Here is a 21,016-nt window from a genome sequence, read left to right as displayed (position 1 = left end):
TGGTAACCGATCGCTGATGGATAGTAGTCCTTCCATAATGGCACATTCTCGTGTTGAACAACTTTCCTATAGTGGAATACCTTACCCTGCTCGTTGCACCAATTTTTTAGATACATCTCAGGTAAAAAGTGATTGTCTTTTTTTACGCTCAATGAAGCCTCCATTTTCTCTTTTAACGCTGCATTATGGTGCTACAAAACCTTACCATACCACCGGGCTTATACCTTACTACTCGAATCTATAGTGCAATTACAGTGTCTCTCCTTGCTCATGAATCGTATACTCAAAAACCTATGGTTCACAGATGTGCACCAGGCCATCTAACCATCCCAATAGCTCATGCTCTTCCTTACATTGCACCAGTACATAGCTGGATATATAATTACTGTATATACATACAGCAGTCAGACGTGTTTTTAAAATGGGTGTTTTACAAATATTTGATCAGTCAATAAATTGCGGCATAACAGGCTTTGAAGACCCAACAAGCGGGAGTGTCCGTAAATCCCTGTCATTGTCAAAACAGCTAGTTCATCATCCTAGCGCAACCAAATTAACTGTTGCTCATCAAGATGTACCTTACTTCGGTATTTCAGATGGCGATTACCTGCTTGTTGACTCAAGCCTACAACCTGAAGCAAACGACTGTATTTTGGTTGAATACCTTGGCGAAAACGCTCTTGTGTCATTTCAAGAGATACAAAAGCAAGAAGATATTGTAGTTCAAGGCGTTGTATCTGCTCGTTTTCATTGGTACAGAAAAGGCCATTCGATACCTATACATAACTCATTGAAAGAGTTCGACCTTCATGAGTTATTAATACCTCCTGAGCAACAACATACATGTGTATTGATGCGTGCAAACGGTAAGTCTATGTTACCAATCATTGATAACGGAGATTTGCTACTCCTTAACCGCAGCCTCTCATTTAAAGAAGATCATCCCGTTATCATGGCTTTAAATGGTGAATTGGTATGTAAGAGGTTGAACAAAAGACTGAAAAAAGCATACAGCGACAACCCAAAGTTCAGATCTGTTTATCTATCATCAAGTGACGAAATTCGCATTTACGGCTGTGTCTCTATGGCTATCCGAATTTACCGGAGAGAACTTCGTGGCCGTTAAATCATTCGCACTAATAGACGGAACGGGATTTTATGCGCACAGTAGTGCTCAATTTCATCCTGGTTTAAAAGGGAAACCAGTACTCGTGTCAGCAGGCCAAGGTATTAGTATTGCCGGAGCAAATATAAAGGAATTTGGGATACCCAAGTTCTCTCCTATTTGGGAAATCGACTCTAAAGTTGCCATGCATCATGGCGCAATATTTAAGTGTAATTTTAATACCTTAGGGCAGATATCTAGGAACTTTAAGCAATCACTTATAGATGTTTCCGAGGGGCTACCCATTTTTCATTACAGCGTCGATGAATCTTGGGTGGAGACTACGGAGCTACTGAAGAATGGCATTGACCTGGAAAGCGAAGCTTGGCGTTGGCGTGAACACATTTGGAAAACAACGGGGGTTCCTACAGGAGTCGGGATTGGTCCTAGTTTAACTCTTTCAAAACTGGCTTCGTTTGCAGCCAAAAAACTTCAGGGTAGTAACGGTGTATTTGTCATTAGTAAAGACAATTTGATTCAGACATTAGAAAAGGTACCTGTTTCAGAGGTTTGGAACGTAGGCAGGAAGCTATCTAAACACTTTTCTCATATGGGCATTTATAGCGCGTTAGATTTAGCTCGCCAAGATCCTAAAAAAATGCAAAAAGCCTTTTCGATTTCCGTCGCCAACACGGTCCATGAGTTAAATGGCACACCTGTCTACAATTGGAACGACACACGACCTAAGAAGCAACAAATTTGGTCCACCAGCTCATACCGGGACCGCTTACAATCAAGGGAGTCCATAATGTCGGAATTATCTCTTCACCTTGCAGAAGCATTTTTTAAGTTACGAGCGCAAAAATCAGAAGCCCTGGCTATAACAGCATTTGTGTCCACATCCATACATGACGATCCTCAGGAGCAGTTTAAGGCTAGCCGGAGCATACACTTAAGTTACGGTGTATGCGATACCTCTGTAGGTCTAAAGACGTTGAGAGCTATTCAGGGTGACCTTATTCCTACTCAACCGACAAAAACGCGCATTTATAAAGTTGGAGTTGGCCTTACTAGTTTAATCGACGCAGAGCACAAGCAAGCAGATCTATTTGAACATGATGTTAATAACCATAAATTAAGCAAAGCAATCGACTGCATTAATACGCGCTTTGGGAAAGGAACAATAGAATTTGGAGCACGTACAAAGCGGTACTCAGAGCGACCAGGGAATGTAAAGTTGCTAGAGCTGGAGAATTATTTCAGCGATTTTAATGAGCTACTTGAGGTTAAGTGTATCTGAATGTATTGGGTTGTGTGAATTAGTGAGAATGCAATCTGTCAGTTTGGTCTCCTGAGGGTGATAAAATCTGACAGGTTGTTCTATATTGCTTCTGCCCTATTACGAGTTTAAGCATTAAGGTAACGCTTTTTCTGCTTTTCAATCATTTCTTTATACAGTTTAAATCCGCGACGAATGCTCTCATCGGAAAAGCCAATGCCATACCCTAGGTCAGAAAGTTCAGCAGCGAGGTTTTGTTCCAACTCCGTGTAGGTTAGTTTTTTAGGGTTGATTGAACGGTCTTGGTGTAAAATCATTCCACAAAGGTAGTTTTTAATCTTACTGCGTGGAGGAGAATTAAGGTTGTTGGACTGATACAAACTTATTGTTTCATCTATTTTCCTGCCCCCGATAGATTCTAGCAGCTTGTTTAGATTAATAATCTCTTCTATTGAAGTAGCGCATTGTATTTCAGCTCGGATATTATTTGCTTGAGAGGCATATAGGGATTGTTTAAACCATGCCGTTACCCACTTTATCTCATTGTCGGAAAGAGGCCTAGAAACATCAACACTCATATTGACCCAATCAATAAGTTCCACTTTGTCTGATGAACCGCAAAACTCAAGAGCCATCCAAGCAGAGAGGTGCTCTTCTTCAACTGTAAATTGTCTTTCCTCATTTGCTAACGTCCGAGATAAAGCTTCCTTTGGAACCAGTTTTTTTCTGGTAGAGTTATCCAAACCAAAAGACTCACGATAGAACTGATGAAGCGTATATGGCGCACTGTAAAAACAAAGCCCTTCACTCTTTTTCTCAAAAGGGAGGTGGAAGTAGTGCAAGGCTTCTCTATAATCATAAATACTAAAGAAAAGTGTTGGCGAATACCTGTGATAAAAGGTGTTTTTATATTCTCGAATAGGAGACAATGCGGTGACAAATTGCTCATCAATCATCTGAGCAATGCTAACCAAATCAGGTGATATTGTTTGCAGCTCTTGCTCTAAATTCTCACCCTCCCAATTCTCAGCCTCTAATGCCCTTTCTACTTCATGCTGTAAACACAGAGTGATATCTTTAACCCAAAATCGATCGGAATGGTTTAGATCAAAATAATAGTCGCTAAACACAAATGCATGAAAAGGACCATCGATGATCTTGTCTGGTTCTATGTCACTTACTGAGAATGCAGTTTCAAGCTCAACCCTTTCTAAACATGTTTTAGATGCATCCAGAAGAAGACCGTATGCTTGTTTATAAATTGCTACATCTTCAGGATAAAGCTCGCATATTGCTTCTCTGTAAGCCTCTTGGCAAATAAAGTCACAACAACTGCTTTCTGAACTTCTTTTAAATCCGGCAATTAGCTCTCTAGACACAACCTACACTTCCAACAAAAAAACAAGTTCAAACCTAATCTAATTTACCTTTTTTTTCAATGACTCCTATCGAGTTACTGATCCGTTAGGTTATGACTTTTCTAACACCAAACTGGAAATTAATTCTTTATATTCAATATGTTCTGTTTAATGGAATCTATGTATATCACAGACACATTTCACACCCATAATCTCAACGAATTGTCAAGGTCAAGAATTAATGCGTTTGTGCTACTGTCCACGGCTTTTCCATAAGATAAATTGGTTTCATTCATTCAAGGTAAATCATTGCAATTTAAGGAGAACTAATGAAATCAAATGTGCTCCCCTTTAAGGGAAAGCGAACGTCTAAACTTGAGACAGGTCAAGAACCACAAGTTACTGTACAAGAGCTCGCGCCCAGAGAGTTGTTTGATATGGCTTTTGGCGATGAGCAAGGGCGAACAAGGCTAAGAGAAATGAAGCGGAGGGAATATGGGTTTAGTAAATAATCAAAGTACTGAGTATGAGAAGTACATCGACGAACAAGAAAAGCTAGTCGGTTTAATCAGAGTGACTGGGGCAAGGATGTACGGCTATGGGTATGACGATGCTGTAGAAGACTGCCAAGACAGAATCAACATGCTTGAAAATGAACGTGAGTTGTTGGAAATCACGGTACATGAACAAGAGGAAAAGTTAAGACAAGTAGGCTCTCATTTAGGTGCCGGGCTCAGTAAGCTTAGGTAATCAGGTCTAACGCTGAACGCACCCCAAAAGCTATGCCATCCAGTCCATATTATTTTTTAGTCAGTTGGTCATTAAGTGAGAAGACCAACTGACTAATTTGGAAAAGTTCGAATTACACTTTGCGAGTCTACTTAACTAATTGAGGGAATTTCAATCATTATGCTCTTGTTATAGCAATCACCTAAGATAAAAAAACCAAGTAATAAATCAGCACTTACTGCCTACCAGTGCTCTCTTTATAGTCTGGGAACCTTTCCTGATATTGTTTTGCAATAGAATGATAGCTATCTTTTTCTGTGACAGCCCGGCCCCCTTCTAAAAACAAAATATGCCTCACAGGTATACGTTCACTGAGTAATTCTTCTAGTTTACTAACATCGAAACTTTTGCCCAATTTGCATTTGCAAACCGTATTTACTAGGCCCCCCATTGTGGATACCTTTTGCCACTCACGAGCAAGGGTATCAATATCATTATCAGTCCAAACTTTCGGATTAGGAGGTGTACCATTATGGTAGAATGCAAGATGATGGAGAATACAGGTAGACCCCTTAGGATTTCGGTCACCTATAGGTGTACCATTTGGTTTGCTGGAATAAAACTGCTCCCATACAACAAATCCTTGTTTGTTAGGTGCTACCTGACGGGCTATCTGAGATGAAAAGTGAGAGATAGGTGGTTGATAATTAGGTTTCAGATAGTCCCAATTTGGCCGATCACTTTTTGCTTCAAACAAACATAGTTTCCCGACTCCCTTGTCATAATCAATCAATAAAACACAAGCATCAACGCCCCATGCTTGCTCTTCATTTGATTTCAACTTCTGTGAAAATGCAGCTGATTTTAACGGTAGCCTAGCATTAATCCTATTACGAATTTCTGCAGTTAGGACAGATGTATATTCATTTTCACTAGAAATGATACCTATACTAAAATCGGTTCGAAGATCAACATCAACCTGATTGATCAACTTTTCTATCAACTCTCTCGTTTCTCTGTCAAATAGTGCCATTTACTTACTTCTCCTAATTTACTCATCTCGATAGAATTATGATTGGCGTCTCTTTTTAAAACGGCCTGAGCTACTTCTTTTGTTCTTTTGAAACTCTCTTGCCAGTTCAAAAATGTTTTGTGAGCAACGTTGTACAGAATGAAACGGATGGGATTCTACGAATCGTAACTTGGCTCTTGTGATGGCGACATACATTAGATTCAACTCATCTCGAATTTCGTCTTCTGTACGCTCGATTAATTTCAATTGGTCACAAAAATCATCCCCTAGCACCACCTGGTCAAACTCTAGGCCTTTCGTTCTGTGGCAAGTTCCTACGACAACTTCAGCAGCCTCAATATTATCCACTTTAGAACGCTTCAAGTTCTCATAAATATCAAACAAACCAGTATCATATTTAGAGACAAGTCTGAGGATTCTAGCCATATCGATGTTTTTCGTTTTTTTTGCAACTTCTACGAAATCTTCGAATGTAGTAAAATCACGCTTAAAGTCACGTGAGCGTATTTTATCGTACTGCTCTAGCTTCAAGTAGAGTAAATCAAAGAGCTCGTTAAATGGATAGTTATTAAAACCTCCAGTCCAGTAAATGCTCTTGCCACGTTCGTCAGCTTCTATCGCGACTTCAATCGTTAATACGATCGTACGGTTGATATAGGCTATCTGGAGATTTTCATCTAAATCGTTTTCTGAAGTTAAAACAGACTCGATAATGCCATTATCGGTCCCCTTAAGCCGTTCATGAACACCAAGTTGGTTCAGAAAGGCATTGGCATATGTAGCAACCTGTTCATTGAAGCGAAATGACTGGGTTAATGAGAAAACTTCGGCTCCACTATTTTCTTGAACTTTCAGTGCATCTTCGGCACCGCGATAACGATAAATTTGTTGCGACTCATCGCCACATACATAGACTCTCATATTAGTTTGAGCTTTCATAAAAGCTCTCACTGCAGGGTTAAGGTCTTGCCCCTCATCTACAAGTAGCACATCAAAATGCTCGCTCAAATCTACTTGGGCAATAGAGAAACCTTTTAGGTAACCATCGTGCGTCATGGGAACCGGACTTTCCAATAACTGCATTTCATTCCAGATTTGCTTGGCACTAGAAACTAGCTGCTCTTGAATATCCAATGATTTTTTATTTTTGGGGTTGTATGGAGCGTGTTTTTTTTCTATTTCTTGGTCTTCACTACAAAAATAGTTTTCTAAAGTAACCATAGTCCCGTTTGCGATGGACCAGTCGCACCTGAGGTGCTTTCTAATCAGCCCCATGCTGAGGTTTTCTGCAAACTTGTGGCGGTAGTATTTTCCTACGAATTGATATGCTAACTGATGGCCAGTGAGTGATAGACAATTGGGAGGTAAATTAGCGGCATCTGCGATCGGACGATTATAAGTAATATAGAGCATTCTTAGCTCTGGATATGCATTCGCGAACAATCTAAATAATGTAGTTTTACCAGTTCCTGCAAGCGCTTTGATCACAGCAAGCCTAACAGGTTTGTATATGACGTTTTGTTGTTCTAACGTTGGTTTCATTCTGCCCCCAAAGCCGTTTTAATATGGTATATTGTGACAGCAAAACAAAAAGCAGTCAACTATCATATATAATAAACCCCGGAAAATATCCAGGGTTTATCAATTAGTTAGATTTCAGTTTCTAGAGATTACATTGGTGAGGTTTTTCGAGATTAGAAACCGTTAGTGGCGTTAATTCATCGCTAAAGCAATGGTACTCATCAACGAAGTTCTTTTCACACATACGGTAGGCAAAGAGCTCATTACCCACATTTGGAAGCATAAGTTTTCCATTTGTAGTGTCTGTAACTAATTCAGCACCTGCCACATCTAATGAATCAAGGCTTGAAACTTTATAAACTTCTATTTTGGTGTTATCGCTAGTGACATGATCATTTAACTTAAACTCCCCCATTGAACAAACATCAATAGAACCACCGAGAGTATCTAAGTAAAACTCTACATCACACTCACCAGCTAGTGGACTTTTTAACGCTACCCCTTCCTCTGACAACTTTCTCATTTGAAGCATTGCCTCATATGCATTCAAAACACCATAGCCGCAATATCCATTGTCACAAGAATAATTAAGAAAACCACTTCCCGCTTCACCGACCATTGGTTTGCCTGTCGATTGTTTAAGAATGGTAATGATTTCTGTAGGAGTTAAATCGGGACTTTCGTTGAGCATTAGTGCAATTGTGCCCGTTACTAGAGGTGTCGAAAGACTCGTTCCAGCCGTTTCGGTGTAGTCCAAAGCTCCATCATTATTCGAATCAACGATTGTCGGCAATGAGAGGCGGTCACCATAAGCAACAATGTCTACGTTAACATCAAAGTTAGAAAACCCAGACTTATATCCATCTAATTGGTTTGAGCCTACTCCGATCACACCGGGACAATCTTTTGGTAACCCTGTTTCATAATTAACGCCTCGATTCCCTTGCGCTGCCACAAAAGTAATCCCCTTATCTTGCGCTACTCGAATCGCGTCTTGAACGTCACCACCACACATTGTGTTCCGCAACGTTAACGACATATTTATAACATCAACTGGCTCTGAAATTAGCGGTACACCAGGAACCTCTTGTCCACTCAGCCACTTGATTGCAGCAGTTAAGTCTTCAACTTTTGCTTCACTACATTTCAGTGCTCGAGCTGCAACCAATTCAACATCAGCTACACCTTTTACGCCATCCCCTTGAGGGTTGGCACCAATTAGTGATGCAACCATATTGCCATGACCTATATCGCAGTGTTCACCACGGTCAGATATCGGTGTGTCAAAATTTGCTGTGTAACCTTCAGTTCCGATAAAACTATATCCATCAACAAAAGGAAGCTCTGGAGTATTTAAAAAGCCTCCATCTATAACACCCACACGTGTCACGTTATTGGTTTTTGCAGTATCTCTGGCCTTAGAAATACTATTCGCCCCTTTAAGTAAGTCTTGGTCTGCCCAATAGGTATTTAACTGTGACTGGTGGTAACCAGTTGAGTCTGACATCGCTAAAGGATCGACTCCTTTAAATAAGATAGGTTCTGCAATGTTCGCATGAGCATAACCGTTAAAAACTGCAGCGCTAATTAGTAGAGATAGGGTGATTTTGTTCATTCTATTTGTCCTTAAATGCTGCAATTGCCGTAAGTAGGGTCAGTTAAATTTTCAACAAACTGAAATTCAGGGTTGAACTTGAAAACTGACAGTTCAGTAAACTGACCGTAGTTCACATTACCTTTAAAGAATGAATAGCCTGTCGAAGAGGCATTGAAATCCACTGCTGGGAGTACACTCAGGCTATTCTCTTTTGCGGCAATCTTGTTCAGATGATCTATGTATTGTTTAGCGCTTGCGTTTAGTTCAGATTCAAAACTTGATAATGGATTAACAAGTAGAGTCTCTATACCACCATTATGCACCTTGCTTACTGCCAACTTGATGTCGTTTAGTTTGTCCAGGTATACCTGCTCATCAAATTCGGGTGTAAATGGGAGCTGACCATGACCCATCAATAAAAAAACCTTTTCATAAGCATGTTGGAGTGATTGTAGCTCCGAAAACTGCTTAATCTCTTCACTGTTATCGATGTACGTTGAAGCGACTTCAAGACGCTCATTAAGACTTGTGTTAACAATATCAAGGCTAAAGTTCGTAGATATTTGCTCGCTGCCATCTTCAAGTGTCAGTGTGAGGCTCAAATCACCTGAAGACTTAAGTAATTCATCTGCTGAAAGAATTAAATTCGATTTATTTACAGACCAATGAATATTTTTTTCATATTCACTTAGAGGAATTTGATTGAGAACCGACTGTGGATCTCTTACAGTAAGAGTGTAGTTATCTGATTTTGAGTTTGTTTCTAATTGGACGGTTATTGACTCCCCATTCTCCACTAGTGATTGAGTTGGATCTGTTACAGTAAGTACAAGTGACTTATCGCCACTACTGCTATTGGTGCCACCACCTTCTCCGCCACCACCACAGCCAGATAGGACTACTAAAATCGAGAGTGCTAAGTAGTTTTTCACTTCAAATCCTTTTTTTTATACGTAAATGACATAGATTAGTTTTCTAAATAAACCAGCGATTTCGCTAGTTTATTGATTGCTCTCAGATTATCCTTATCCAGATTCACGTTTTGAGCTTGCAGTTCAACTTTTGTCGTTAAGTTGAGGACTTAGAATGCTTTTTCATAAGCTTTTCTTTCAAAGCGGGCAATTTTCGCTCAGATGTCTCGTATTCGACAGCTAGTTCCAAGAGCTCATCATTACTAAATCGACTCGTTAACCCAACGATCGCTGCCAAGCCTTTTGACATGGCGCCTTTTTTTCGTGCGTTATCCACAACGCTATTACGAGTACCCAATAATGAATACACCCCTAACTTCGACATACCCAGCTTCAGGAGACGACTCTCCAGAGCATCATAATGCTTCACTTTACAGCGCTGTGACTCTGTAACGCTTAAGATAGGATTGTTTACACTCTGAGATAGAATGTGGATCTGTTGCTCTTTTGGCATTTTCAAAAGAAAATCAACGCATCGAATATGCGATTCCTTTACAGGTTCGTCGGGATTATTTTTGTACTTTTGAATCGCGACTTCATTTGAGCCAAGAAAATAAGCTAATGAGCGTACAGACTGCCCCTTTCTCCGTGATTGCAATTCATCAAAAGGTAATTTGTCTAGATTTTTCTGAAAGTCACTAAATAACATTATGCCTTTATGTTGCGGTTTTCCCGCAACATACCTTAATCTAATTAATCCGAGATAATATCTCTTCAAGAAGGACTTTGTCGTTTTCTAAGGCCTCTGTCGCTGACAATCTGCCCTGCCCAAGCTTAAGGTTTTTGTAAAGGTACCAAGTACCACGTTTGTCTATAATTCGAGCATCTAAGCCTAAATCAAGAACTTCACCGTAGTAATCGAAACCCTTACCAAACAATATTTTGGTTTCAGCTTGTTTAAATGGAGGGGCAAGTTTGTTTTTGACAACCTTAATCCTGGTTTCATTACCCATTGTACAATCGGTGACTTTATAGCTCCCCGTTCTGCGAATATCAATTCGCGTTGTAGCGTAGAACTTTAAAGCATTTCCACCTGTTGTTGTCTCAGGGTTTCCAAAACCACCAATTTTAAAACGAATTTGGTTTATGAAAATAGCCATGGTATTCGTTTTCTTTAGAATACCTGTTAGCTTCCGGCATGCTTGCGACATTAACCTCGAATGAAGGCCCATACTAGCTGCCCCCATCTCTCCTTCTAACTCCATTTTAGGACACATTGCTGCGACACTATCGATAACAATAATGTCTACTGCTCCCGATAGAGCAAGAGTTTCTGCAATAGACAGAGCTTCCTCCGCACTATTGGGCTGCGAAACATACAATTCTTCGCTATTAACGCCAATTAATTTGGCATATCCAGGATCAAGCGCATGCTCAACATCAATGAAGGCACAAATACTTTCTTTCTTTTGTGCTTCAGCAATGACTTCCAATGCCAATGTCGACTTTCCGGAGCTCTCCGGGCCAAAAATTTCATGAATACGACCTCGCGCTAACCCGCCCACTCCTAAAGCTTTATCAAGCTTAGGTGAGCCTGTAGATACGATGTCAAGATTGTTAGTTGTTGCTTCGCCCCCAAGGCTTTGCACAGCACCCTTGCCAAATTGTTTTTCAATTTGCCCTAAAGCAGCAGCAAGAGCCACGCTTTTAGGTGAAGGATTGCTGTTATTGCTAGCTATTGTAACCATAACTACCTCGCTCTGTTTTGTTATATATTATAGTTGAGCAAAGTGTTTGTCAATGGTATTTAATACCATATTAAATCATTTTATAGCTACTGTTTATTTCTGGAATGAGGTACTTCGGTAGGCATATAGGTAAGAATTGTATCCAGATTGATCAGGCTGTCATCTGGCTCCAGATTTCCGGCTTTTGACTCTATCTGACTTGCACTTGCATTATCAATTGGGCTAGGTAATAGCTGAATCCCAAGTACAATGCTAGAACACAGAAACCAAACAATGAGTATCGTCTTTTGCAAATTATCTCTACGCTTGTGCATCTCTAACCCTCCAATTTAATATCATATATTATAGATTGGTTTGTAAATTTTTCTATCTATATTCGGGCTTATATCGATATAGACGCAAAGTTGAGATATAGGGTTGCTCTTCAAACTTACTACGAGCTTTACTAGACCCCAGTCTTTTAGACTTTGGGGTAGACTCAATCGAAACCATAGAACCAATGAGTACCGTTCTCGCTGAATCCATATCGGTAGTTACAACAAATATTGGTAACGAAGCAACTCTTGAATGACTTTTCTCTCCCACTCCTGGTACATATCTAGTGATGTTCGCTTTAATACTTGTTGGACTTGGCGTCCGGTGCACAAGAAACTCCGAATCAGAAATCTCTGCAATTTTCTTAGAAACGATGTCAAAGCTATCAGAACCGTTATCAATGATTTCTTTAGCTAACTCAAGCGCTTCTTCTTTTGAGTATTTCTTTTGGTTACCCCACCCTTTTGATTCGTTATAAAAAACTATTTTTTTAGGTAGCGCCTCTTCTACCACCAGCAAGCGTTCACATTGTTTAAAGTGAACCCTTTGCATGCCTATCTCTGTTAATAATTTTCTTACATAATTCAATGCGGCAGTATTGCTTTTGCATTTACTCGAGGCCTTAGCTTCTTTTACAGCGTCTGAAAATGCCTTTTTGGCATGATTTACTTCTAGTAATTTGGGAACTACATCTTCAGGAATGAAGACCACTCCAGGTAACTGGTTTAACTCTCGTCCTGATTGGTATTCATCGTAAGTGATCGCCGTTATAGCTCTAATGACCGCTTTAATTGGTTTGATGTCAGAGGGATTGTTTAACTGAACGTTAAAGTACGTTTGCTCTAAGGAGTGAGCAAACGCATGAAGTGAGGATTCTAATGACTGAAGTTTTCGTATGACTGGCACACTGTGTAGTGACTTGGACACTCTTCTTCTCTCTCTATCATTTTGGATTGATTTGTTTCAACCCGCTTAGAGCCCCTTTGAGAATAGGTTGCCACCTTATCAAGGAAACCTCTATCGTTAAAAACAAAGTCAACATACTCTTCATACATCGGCAACCCAATTTTATTTTCCCAATATCTATAAGTAACTACTCTACCCCATGGGAAACTTTGGGTTAGTTGGGGCTCACCGAATATCTTAAATAGTTCAGTTTCAGTAGTTAACCCAGGATCAACTAAGTATGCTGGATTATTAGGGATTCTTGTACCACCAGCACCATATTCACCAGTAAAACCAAATACTGGATCAAGACTATCATTTTGAGCACAACCGAAAAGGGAGGCGCTCAACATTACAGCTAACATTAATTTCTTATTCATCATCTTTTCGTTTCGTCATGATATTGAGGGTTTGTTTTACAAAACTAAAATCAGGTACAACTGGCATAAATGCCGCTCTCATATACTGTCGAACTGTTCGATGTATTGAGAACAAGAACCGCCCAATAAAACTATCTATTTCCGATTCATTTAGTTCTTTGTATGTCACCTTAATTTGGAATATTGAGGCGACTACCACGACGCACACTACTGGAATTAACCAGTTAGGAACGAGTGTGTAGTACATATTCAACCCCCAAAAAATAGCCGCTATAACACCAAGTAATGGAAGAAGAGCAATTGCAGCAACCATAGGAAGCCTCCTGTTGTTTTATAATAGGTTACAGCATATACAATTTAAAATCCAATTCCTAAATTCATATCAGTGTCAACCTCTTGTTTAACTTTTTCGTCTACTTGTTTGCACTTGTCTTTTACTGGTCCAGAAAGCTTATTGAGAATTTCATTATTCACAGATGTATCTATAGTGAACTCATTAACTATATTACCAAGCTTGGCTTTAACAACTGCTGGTGGAGTTGCTTCAGCCCTGTCAACAGCTTCTATTTCAGTACTTATGTTAGAATGCAAAGATGGTTTACCTGTCCACGAACTTACCTCAACCTGCCTTAATATCTCAAGAAGGTCCTTGGGGTTTGCAGAGTACGGTAGGCTTAACTGACTACCTTCAAGTTTGGGTTCATTATTATTATCGAAAGTGATATTTAAGAGTTTAATGTGCCCATTGTTCGAGTACTTATGGATAAAGTCTTGTTTAGCTGCAATCTGCACCTCTGTAGATAAATTTCTACCAGCGTCTAAATTCGCTTTATAACCACGATACAGGTCAAACGACTGATGCTCATGTTCAACATAACCTGTTTTTCTAACGACCAAACCTTGATCAATTACTTTACCATCAATGAACTGGTTGAACTCTCCAGCCTTTTTAATCGCGTTTACCAGGAGCTCATCCACATTTAAAGAGGTCTCGGTAACCTTGCCTAATTTCTTGAGAACAGAATCCCTAAACCCTTGGAGCTTGTTAACCAATGAAACCTTAATAACTGGCTGTATACGATCAATATCTCTTAGATCAATACTTTCAGCCTTCATAGCTAACCATTCTTCCGCAAGGCTACGTCTATCTAGAGGCTTGTTTTCATCAAGGTGCCCATAGTTTTGTTTTATTGTAGCCTTGTCTTCAGTGGAAATGTTTTGCCAAACAGTCTCCATAAGGTCCACATACTCGGAGTTTGTGAACATCTTCTTAAATCCCAAGTGTACCGCTTCATGTGCAATAGTCTTTCGAAGTCCTGACTCATATGCGTTATGTTCACTTTGTAGATTCACATGCATTTCACCATTGTGGGCAACCCCAGCGAGTGTAGAGCTGTAACTTTTCAGATCATTACTAAGAAAGTTCATTGAATCTATCGTTTCATGTACACGAATCTTTAAGTAAGGGTGATTAGCCTGAATCTCTTCAAGAATCTTTATTGATTTGGGGATATCCAGCTCAGGATCTACTTGGGAAGTGGGAGCAGCACCTATTGTTCTTAACGTGTCAGGATTATGTTTTATAAAAGAATGTACAGCTTGAGCTTTACCATCACGCTCGAGCTCACTGTAAAGAATAGTTTTACCTTTAAAGCCTTCCTCCCTCAGCTTCTCTATTGCCAACATTTGATCGATAATTTCAGGCTCAGTTACTGCTTCAGGTAAAATGATTGCTCGAACATCTTTTATGGTCAGTTTTTGAATGGGGTCAGCTTTCTCAGAACCTATTGGCGAAAACCTTGTAGCCTCAGCTAGCTGGTATAATTCATTCGATAAACTATCGCTCAAAGCTTCTTGCGAAACAGGTTTGTTTAGCGATAAAGATTCCACTATTCTACTGAATACATCTTCCTTTGCTTTTGATACATCAATACCTTGGTCCACCGATAACTGGGATACTATCCCTTCAAATTTTTTAATAAGGTCCGCATAATACTCAGATGTATGGTTAGTTGGCCCAACAAGCTCACCATCCAGGGTCGCTTGTATTTTACTAAGGTCTTGGTTAGATAAATGTACTAATGCTGCCATCATCTGCGGAATAGTGACATTATTGGAGTTTTCAAGGAAGGCCATAGCTTCATGTTTACTTTTTAGTTCTACACTCGGCTCTAACTTGCATTCTAAGATGTTGTTTAATAACCAAGTATTGAAAGCATCCCTCTCACTGTACTCATCCAACTGCAAATTTAATTGTAATGATAGAGCTTCATGGTCTACTTCTGATTCTTTTGTATATACGTCTAGTAATTTTTCAAGGTGGTACCTTAAGCCCATTAATTCGTTTCGCGGATCTAATTGTTTGTATAGTGTTGTTGCAGTTTCGTCTAGTAACTCAATACTTTCTTTGGAGTCATCGAGCTGCATCTCATTCATAAACGATAAAACTTGTGATTTAACGGCGCTATCAATTTTGTCATTTAATGATTCCCCTTGCTCTAACAAAAACTGTTTAAAGTCTGGTTCAACGCCCTCAAGCTTTTGAGCAGTAGTGAACTTCAAGTACTCTTCAGCAATTTCTACTAAATCTAAATTCTGAATAAATCTTGCACCGGGTAGATTCTTCTTTGGCAAGTCTGCAAATCTTCCCTGGCTATATTGATAAGCTAAAAGTACTTCTGGTCTTTTACAAAGCTCCAGAGCAGACTCTAAACCAATTTCACTAATAGCGTTTTCTAAATTTGTTGAATCAATACCTAGATTATTTAGTGCTTCGAGCATGCCGGGCCACTCTGAAAGACGCTCCATATCCACAGTGAAGTTCGATATTAATGGGTTGTTTAATTTTCCTTGGGGTGTCCAACAATCAGACTGAGTGATCGTATTTTGAAAATCTACGATTAAATCGATACCTTGATTCGATTCAATGAACTCCTGGAAGGTATTCGTTTCTACCTTAAACCCCTCTCCACTTTTGACTTTATCTAAAAGTGAACTTAGGTTTCCATTTAAACTAAAGCTCGCAATGAGAGAGTTCTCATAACCATTTTCATGAGTCACATCCCAATCTTGCTGTTTCAAATGGTGAAGGGTGTAATAGGTATTGGCCATGCCTTGAGGCACTAGTTTTAAGGTATCTACCATCTCATTTGCTAATGGATGATCAAGGCTTAACTCTTTACCTTTAATTGAACCATTAGAAAACTCACCGTGTTCCATTAGGTTGTCTACAATACGCTCTCTATCTCGGGTAATGATATAGCTATAAACCATAATTTTAGACCTTGTTATTTATCCTCAAATGACATATTTACTATATTCCATAATCTTTATAAATTCGATTTATTTCAACTCGCGCGTGTGTTAATGTGGTATTTATACTGTGTAATTATCCTTCAGGTACAGCTCATGAAAATCTCAAATTGGCCATCACTCATTAAATGGATTATCTCTGTTGGACCAAAATCAGCCTCTACAAGTCAGCAATATATTACTTCACTGCAAAGTCGTGACCGAGACGCTTGGCGAAAACGAGTATCAAAGTTTAGCCCCAAATGTACTTTTGCTGGTGTTATTAGTGATGCAATGCACGAAAAAAGAGGCGGACTTGTAATTGGTATCGAGACTAAATGTGAAGGCAAGATAAATTTGTTGATCCCTAAAAACAAATGCAACGAAATGGATTTAGCGAAGTCGATACTATCTAATGCATCTATAGTTTCTATCACTTTCACTCCATACATTCATTTTGAGTACGGTCTAATTGGGCTAGTAGAAAGCATAAGTTCTTTATGCCACAACACAGAGAACCAAATATCAATTAAACCTAAACAATTGCCGAAAAATGCAACCTCGACCAACACTACTATCACTCAAAGTGTTCCTCGTTCCACCAATAGCTGGAACAGTTCGAGTGACGAGCAATTGATGAATTACTTGAGTCAAGATATTGGTTTGAGGCAGATAGCTTTACAGATGAACGTAACACCAAAATTCATTACAAATAGAATGCTGCAACTAAGCATAATTGACATTGACCAGTTCGCTGAAATAAAAAGGCAACTGTTAGATTTAGGGTGCTTTCAATAAATGGCTAATGCCACTTGATACCGAAGAGGATTAAACAAGTGGTAGTTTTGTAGAAATATCTATCGTAGAAGCAGCGATCAAGAAGTGCTTTGCTTGGTCAAAAACCTCAGGCAAAAACACTATCAAATGAACCAAACAAAGAGGAGCACCAACTTAGTAAATGGTCTCCGAACGGAGCACGGCTTTGAATGTCATATCACGTTTGACCTTGTTTTGACTCACAGCGTTCCGGCGACGGAACGCGATTCAATTCTTGTATAGCGCCAAATGAAAAATTTATATTAGTATCCCCGATGATGATCGTTCAGGCCTTGATATATAGCACTAGCGATTAAATAACCTGTCAATCCAAATACAGACAGAGCATTAGTATGTAGTGCACCATTGAAGTAAGTAGTGATTAGAGATGAAATAAACACCACTACAAAAATTAAAAGCGCTATCTTGAAGCCCCAGTCAACAAAGAAGTCTATTGCAGGACCAAAGCTCAAAGCTAGGTTGTTATTCTCCATTACATTCTCAAGCCTTTTCACAAGCTTCTCCTAGTTTTCTTTATAGGGTTTTCGAATAGATTTTGGCGCTTTGGGTAGCCCGTTAAGCATATCTATATGAGCTTGTTTCTTACTATGCCCTAGCTCAACTTCCTCTGCAATTTGGTAGACTCTTACCTTGCTAAACCCCCACCGATTGGCTAGGTGTGCTGTAGTCCAACCTTTTCGTTTATAGCACTCAATGTATTCGTCTTTAGTCACGGTAACAAGAAACCTATCTTTGTAAAGTATGCTTAACTATATACGTTAAGCATACTTTACTCAACAACTCAAGATTTTTAGTCTTCGCGTTTCACTAATAACATACTAGAATCTGAGTATTCGTTTAGTTTGCACATAGGCCAGCTCTTAATAATTTCGTAATTTTTTCTGTTGATTTCTAAAGGTACTTCTATCATCACATCAATGAAATGTTTACTGTTATATGGAGTAGACTGCCGATGTAATACAATTTCTAACTTATCTTCGCGTGGGATTGCAGTACTTTTTACATAAACACTCGGAGACACAACAGCCTCTACCGCGGTCCGTTCTCTCAAAAATACTAGCAATTGCTCTTTAATGTCGCTCATTATTTTTTCTCTATTTATTAATAGCTTAGCTTATACATTGTGTTTCTGTACACTCAGATATCTGACCATATACAGCGACAAAATCAACCTATAGATTCTGTTCGCACTGTATTTGACTTTTTTCATTAGGATTCTGTGATGAAAGCCTCAAATAAAAATGATAGCCTCAACATATCATTGATACCCATTAATTATCATTGACAGTCATCACCTGTTAATTGACAATGTGACTGTCAATTTTATGGAGAGTCACAATGTCATCAGTCACTGAATCCGTTTTGCAGAATTTGGAAAAAGCAAACGAGAGCGTAAGTCGTACCGAGTCAGAACGTCGAGCAAACATCCTTCAGCAATCGAAGGTTGTACTCGATGAACAGTTTGAAGTCAGCAAGGTCATTCTTAATCACTCAGTTCCACAAACCAAAATGAGCAAAATGTGTGGCTGGGACTCTGTCAACACGTTTAAGAAAAAGGAAGAAGATTGGGTGGAGCAAGGCTATCAACCACCTGAAATGATCCGTGGTAAGTATGCGTATTCGCCAGACTATATTCATGAAATTCTCGATTTAGCTGGTAAGCCAAAATGGTCTGATTTTAATCGTGGTACTCATATTATCAATGTACAGAACCAGAAAGGTGGTACAGGTAAGTCCATGACGACTATTAACCTGGCTCAGGCATTAGGTTTACAGCACCTTGAACGTATCCGCATTCTAATCATTGATTTAGATCCACAGGGTTCACTTAAATTGTTCGCTCAATCTAAGGAATACAAACAAAATGATCTGGACCAACTCACTGCCGTTGACATTATGACAGCGGATCTTGAGGGTAAAGATTCTCTATATCAAAATTTCGTGAATTATGGTTTAAGTCATGAGGATATTATTGATGAAGCAATCCTTAATACCTTCTTACCTAATGTTCGAATCATGCCAGCGTTTCCTGAGGATGAGCGATTTTCGTCTTTACATTGGCTCGGAGAAGAAAACCTAATTCCAAGATTAAAAGAACGAGTTATCGACCCTATTCGTAACCAATACGACTTAATCTTTATTGATACAGGACCTCAAATCAACCCGCTTACTTGGAGTGCACTGTACGCTTGTAATGGTTTGTTGGTACCAGTATCTCCAAAGGCTCTCGACTGGAGCTCCACAACTCAATTCTTGGATAATTTACCTAACCAGGTTCGAGCTTTGCCAGAAGGTTCAGAAGGTATTCGTTGGATTAAAATTGCCCGTACCAACGTCGAAGAAGAGAAAGACCGAGATACTGAGCTATCAAATCGTATCAAAGATGAGTACCGTTCCATGGTATTCAATAACTACATCATTCGCTCAAATGCTTTTGATACCGCAGCCAAAAATTATCGAACAGTACTAGATGTCGCTTCTAGCGAAGGTATTTGTATCCCTCGACAGCTACGTGACTCTAAGGACTCAGTAATTGATTTAGCAAATGAGCTTAAAGATCACTTAAAAGATATCGATTTATAAAGAGGGCACCATGTCAAGTCATAGAAGAAATGTCCAAGCTTATACACCAGGTGGTAATCGTACCTCGAAGTTATCATCAGATAGTGTTGCAATCACAACGAAAGAGGAGCAACTCCTTAACGAGGCAGCTCAAGCAGGAGTATCCGAACTAGAAATTGCGGTTGATGGCCAAGAAGTCTTGTTTCAACTGGTCGAAATTCCTTTTGATAAAATTGAAGCCGAAACATTCGTATCAGAGGATAATGTTCGAGATCAATCAATTATGTCTCGGCTGTCAGTTATAGATATTACCAACAAGATCTCTGATAAGGGTCAACTCTATCCCGGTCTTGCTATAAAACACACTGATTCACAAGGGGGTGTCACTTATGAAGTTATTGATGGCTCTCAACGCAGAAGCGGTTGTTTCTACAGTAAGCGCGGTTTTAAGATCTATGCTACAAGTCAAAATATTACACGCGAAAGTAAGCAGTCTTTATCTGAAGTAAGTAATACACATAGACCCATGTCTCTCTATGAGTTAGGTAAGCAATGGCTGAACCTCAAGAAAGAACAAGGTTTGAACAATATTCAGATTGCCACCGAGAAAGGCTATGACAAAAACTTAGTCTCAGCTGGTATAAAAGCGGCAGAGCTACCAAAATGGCTAATAGATGTCATTCCTAGTGTTCCTGATCTAGGAAGACCTTCAATAATTGAATTAGACAAGAAAATAACTAGCCTTTCTGATAAAGAAAAATCAGGCTTTGAAAATTTTTGCTCATCTTTATTAGAAGAGACAGAAAACCTAAGGCTTACAGCATTAAGTGCTAAACACGCCAACGCTCAAATCGTAAAAAAGATTCTGTCATACAGCTATGCCGAGCATGATGAGGATCAAGGGCAAGATGCATTGACAAAGCCAAAGAAACTTAAGAAGAAACTTGATAACGGCTCTGAAGTTCACGTAAAACATGACTCCTTGAAAGGTGAGTTCAGTTTCACAGTTAAAAATATAAGCGATGAGCAAAAGCAGCAGCTTGATCAGCTTTTAGGAGATTGGGGATTATCCATATAGTGTGGCGTTTATCTATCATGCTGAAAAATTGGGCATTTAACTGTTTATAGTGTCATTTTCTTTGAACTAAGCTGTAAACCTGTATATAATTCGCTTCGGAGTTAAATTGCCCCCAAGCGTTTATCTCTGTCCCCCTCTTACGCTTTTGCGTAGGAGGGGGTTCTTTTTTTCAAACCAGAAAATATACAACTCCCCCTCCCCTAATATCTTTACTTGATCAACTCCAAACTTGCGAAAATAAGCTTGTAGCCACAGAATTCTTTAGGCCAGTGTATCCTTTTACTGATATAAGTTACTCTTTTATCAACCTCAATGGCTTGTACTATT

General features: G+C 39.3%; 19 protein-coding genes. 6 read left to right on the top strand and 13 right to left on the bottom strand.

The window, feature by feature from the left end:
* The first annotated feature begins 421 nt into the window (after positions 1–421).
* Together R7M92_RS16735 and R7M92_RS16730 are read left to right on the top strand one after the other, a co-directional pair.
* On the top strand, positions 422–1,126 hold the full coding sequence (locus tag R7M92_RS16735) for a S24 family peptidase (protein WP_054574980.1): 705 nt from the start codon (positions 422–424) through the stop codon (positions 1,124–1,126).
* On the top strand, positions 1,116–2,405 hold the full coding sequence (locus tag R7M92_RS16730; protein WP_025633977.1) for a hypothetical protein: 1,290 nt from the start codon (positions 1,116–1,118) through the stop codon (positions 2,403–2,405). The genes R7M92_RS16735 and R7M92_RS16730 overlap by 11 nt, the downstream gene beginning before the upstream one ends.
* 107 nt (positions 2,406–2,512) lie before the next feature.
* On the opposite strand, the gene R7M92_RS16725 is transcribed toward R7M92_RS16730, so the two are convergent.
* Positions 2,513–3,763, bottom strand: a complete 1,251-nt coding sequence (locus R7M92_RS16725; RefSeq protein ID WP_025633975.1) for a hypothetical protein — start codon at positions 3,761–3,763, stop codon at positions 2,513–2,515.
* A 474-nt stretch (positions 3,764–4,237) separates the two neighbouring features.
* Here R7M92_RS16725 and R7M92_RS16720 point away from each other — a divergent pair, with 474 nt between their 5' ends.
* Positions 4,238–4,492, top strand: coding sequence for a hypothetical protein (locus tag R7M92_RS16720; protein WP_203347291.1), 255 nt, complete (start codon positions 4,238–4,240; stop codon positions 4,490–4,492).
* A gap of 214 nt (positions 4,493–4,706) precedes the next feature.
* On the opposite strand, the gene R7M92_RS16715 is transcribed toward R7M92_RS16720, so the two are convergent.
* From R7M92_RS16715 to R7M92_RS16670, 10 genes are all read right to left on the bottom strand, one after another.
* Positions 4,707–5,504: a hypothetical protein gene (locus R7M92_RS16715; protein WP_025633971.1), complete on the bottom strand. Its 798-nt coding sequence runs from the start codon at positions 5,502–5,504 to the stop codon at positions 4,707–4,709.
* A gap of 36 nt (positions 5,505–5,540) precedes the next feature.
* Positions 5,541–7,046 carry a 3'-5' exonuclease gene (locus tag R7M92_RS16710; protein WP_025633969.1) on the bottom strand — a complete coding sequence of 502 codons (1,506 nt, stop codon included), beginning with the start codon at positions 7,044–7,046 and terminating at the stop codon, positions 5,541–5,543.
* Between the two features lie 121 nt (positions 7,047–7,167).
* A complete protein-coding gene (locus R7M92_RS16705; RefSeq protein ID WP_077202322.1) occupies positions 7,168–8,640 on the bottom strand; it encodes a S8 family peptidase in 1,473 nt (490 codons plus the stop codon).
* 11 nt (positions 8,641–8,651) lie between these two features.
* Positions 8,652–9,554 (bottom strand): hypothetical protein, encoded by a 903-nt coding sequence (locus tag R7M92_RS16700; protein ID WP_025633967.1) that lies wholly within the window; start codon positions 9,552–9,554, stop codon positions 8,652–8,654.
* A gap of 136 nt (positions 9,555–9,690) precedes the next feature.
* The gene (locus R7M92_RS16695; RefSeq protein ID WP_148299822.1) at positions 9,691–10,311 is read right to left on the bottom strand and encodes a hypothetical protein; all 621 of its coding nucleotides are present in this window, start codon (positions 10,309–10,311) and stop codon (positions 9,691–9,693) included.
* Positions 10,283–11,281, bottom strand: coding sequence for a recombinase RecA (gene recA, locus R7M92_RS16690; RefSeq protein WP_044129452.1), 999 nt, complete (start codon positions 11,279–11,281; stop codon positions 10,283–10,285). Before recA ends, R7M92_RS16695 begins: the two co-directional genes overlap by 29 nt.
* A gap of 366 nt (positions 11,282–11,647) precedes the next feature.
* Positions 11,648–12,523, bottom strand: a complete 876-nt coding sequence (locus R7M92_RS16685; protein ID WP_138058891.1) for a hypothetical protein — start codon at positions 12,521–12,523, stop codon at positions 11,648–11,650.
* Entirely contained in the window at positions 12,472–12,924 is a 453-nt protein-coding gene (locus tag R7M92_RS16680; protein ID WP_138058892.1) for a hypothetical protein, read from the bottom strand. Before R7M92_RS16680 ends, R7M92_RS16685 begins: the two co-directional genes overlap by 52 nt.
* Positions 12,914–13,234: a hypothetical protein gene (locus tag R7M92_RS16675; protein ID WP_025633960.1), complete on the bottom strand. Its 321-nt coding sequence runs from the start codon at positions 13,232–13,234 to the stop codon at positions 12,914–12,916. Before R7M92_RS16675 ends, R7M92_RS16680 begins: the two co-directional genes overlap by 11 nt.
* 44 nt (positions 13,235–13,278) lie before the next feature.
* A complete protein-coding gene (locus R7M92_RS16670) occupies positions 13,279–16,194 on the bottom strand; it encodes a hypothetical protein (RefSeq protein WP_225455763.1) in 2,916 nt (971 codons plus the stop codon).
* A 135-nt stretch (positions 16,195–16,329) separates the two neighbouring features.
* On the opposite strand from R7M92_RS16670, the gene R7M92_RS16665 reads away from it, so the two are divergent.
* Complete coding sequence (locus tag R7M92_RS16665) at positions 16,330–17,010, top strand: hypothetical protein (RefSeq protein ID WP_025633958.1); 681 nt, start codon at positions 16,330–16,332, stop codon at positions 17,008–17,010.
* A gap of 281 nt (positions 17,011–17,291) precedes the next feature.
* Here R7M92_RS16665 and R7M92_RS16660 read toward each other — a convergent pair whose 3' ends face one another.
* Together R7M92_RS16660 and R7M92_RS16655 are read right to left on the bottom strand one after the other, a co-directional pair.
* Positions 17,292–17,543 carry a hypothetical protein gene (locus R7M92_RS16660; RefSeq protein ID WP_025633956.1) on the bottom strand — a complete coding sequence of 84 codons (252 nt, stop codon included), beginning with the start codon at positions 17,541–17,543 and terminating at the stop codon, positions 17,292–17,294.
* 296 nt (positions 17,544–17,839) lie between these two features.
* Positions 17,840–18,133: a hypothetical protein gene (locus tag R7M92_RS16655; RefSeq protein ID WP_025633953.1), complete on the bottom strand. Its 294-nt coding sequence runs from the start codon at positions 18,131–18,133 to the stop codon at positions 17,840–17,842.
* A gap of 254 nt (positions 18,134–18,387) precedes the next feature.
* On the opposite strand from R7M92_RS16655, the gene R7M92_RS16650 reads away from it, so the two are divergent.
* Together R7M92_RS16650 and R7M92_RS16645 are read left to right on the top strand one after the other, a co-directional pair.
* Positions 18,388–19,632, top strand: coding sequence for a ParA family protein (locus R7M92_RS16650; RefSeq protein ID WP_025633952.1), 1,245 nt, complete (start codon positions 18,388–18,390; stop codon positions 19,630–19,632).
* A 10-nt stretch (positions 19,633–19,642) separates the two neighbouring features.
* Positions 19,643–20,689, top strand: a complete 1,047-nt coding sequence (locus tag R7M92_RS16645; protein ID WP_025633951.1) for a ParB N-terminal domain-containing protein — start codon at positions 19,643–19,645, stop codon at positions 20,687–20,689.
* The last annotated feature ends 327 nt before the right edge of the window (positions 20,690–21,016 follow it).

It is taken from the genome of Vibrio sp. Vb2880, assembly GCF_033337975.1.
GTDB lineage: Bacteria > Pseudomonadota > Gammaproteobacteria > Enterobacterales > Vibrionaceae > Vibrio > Vibrio alginolyticus.
The sequence above is the reverse complement of the archived record's forward strand: the minus strand, read 5'-3'. Positions and strand labels throughout refer to the sequence as shown.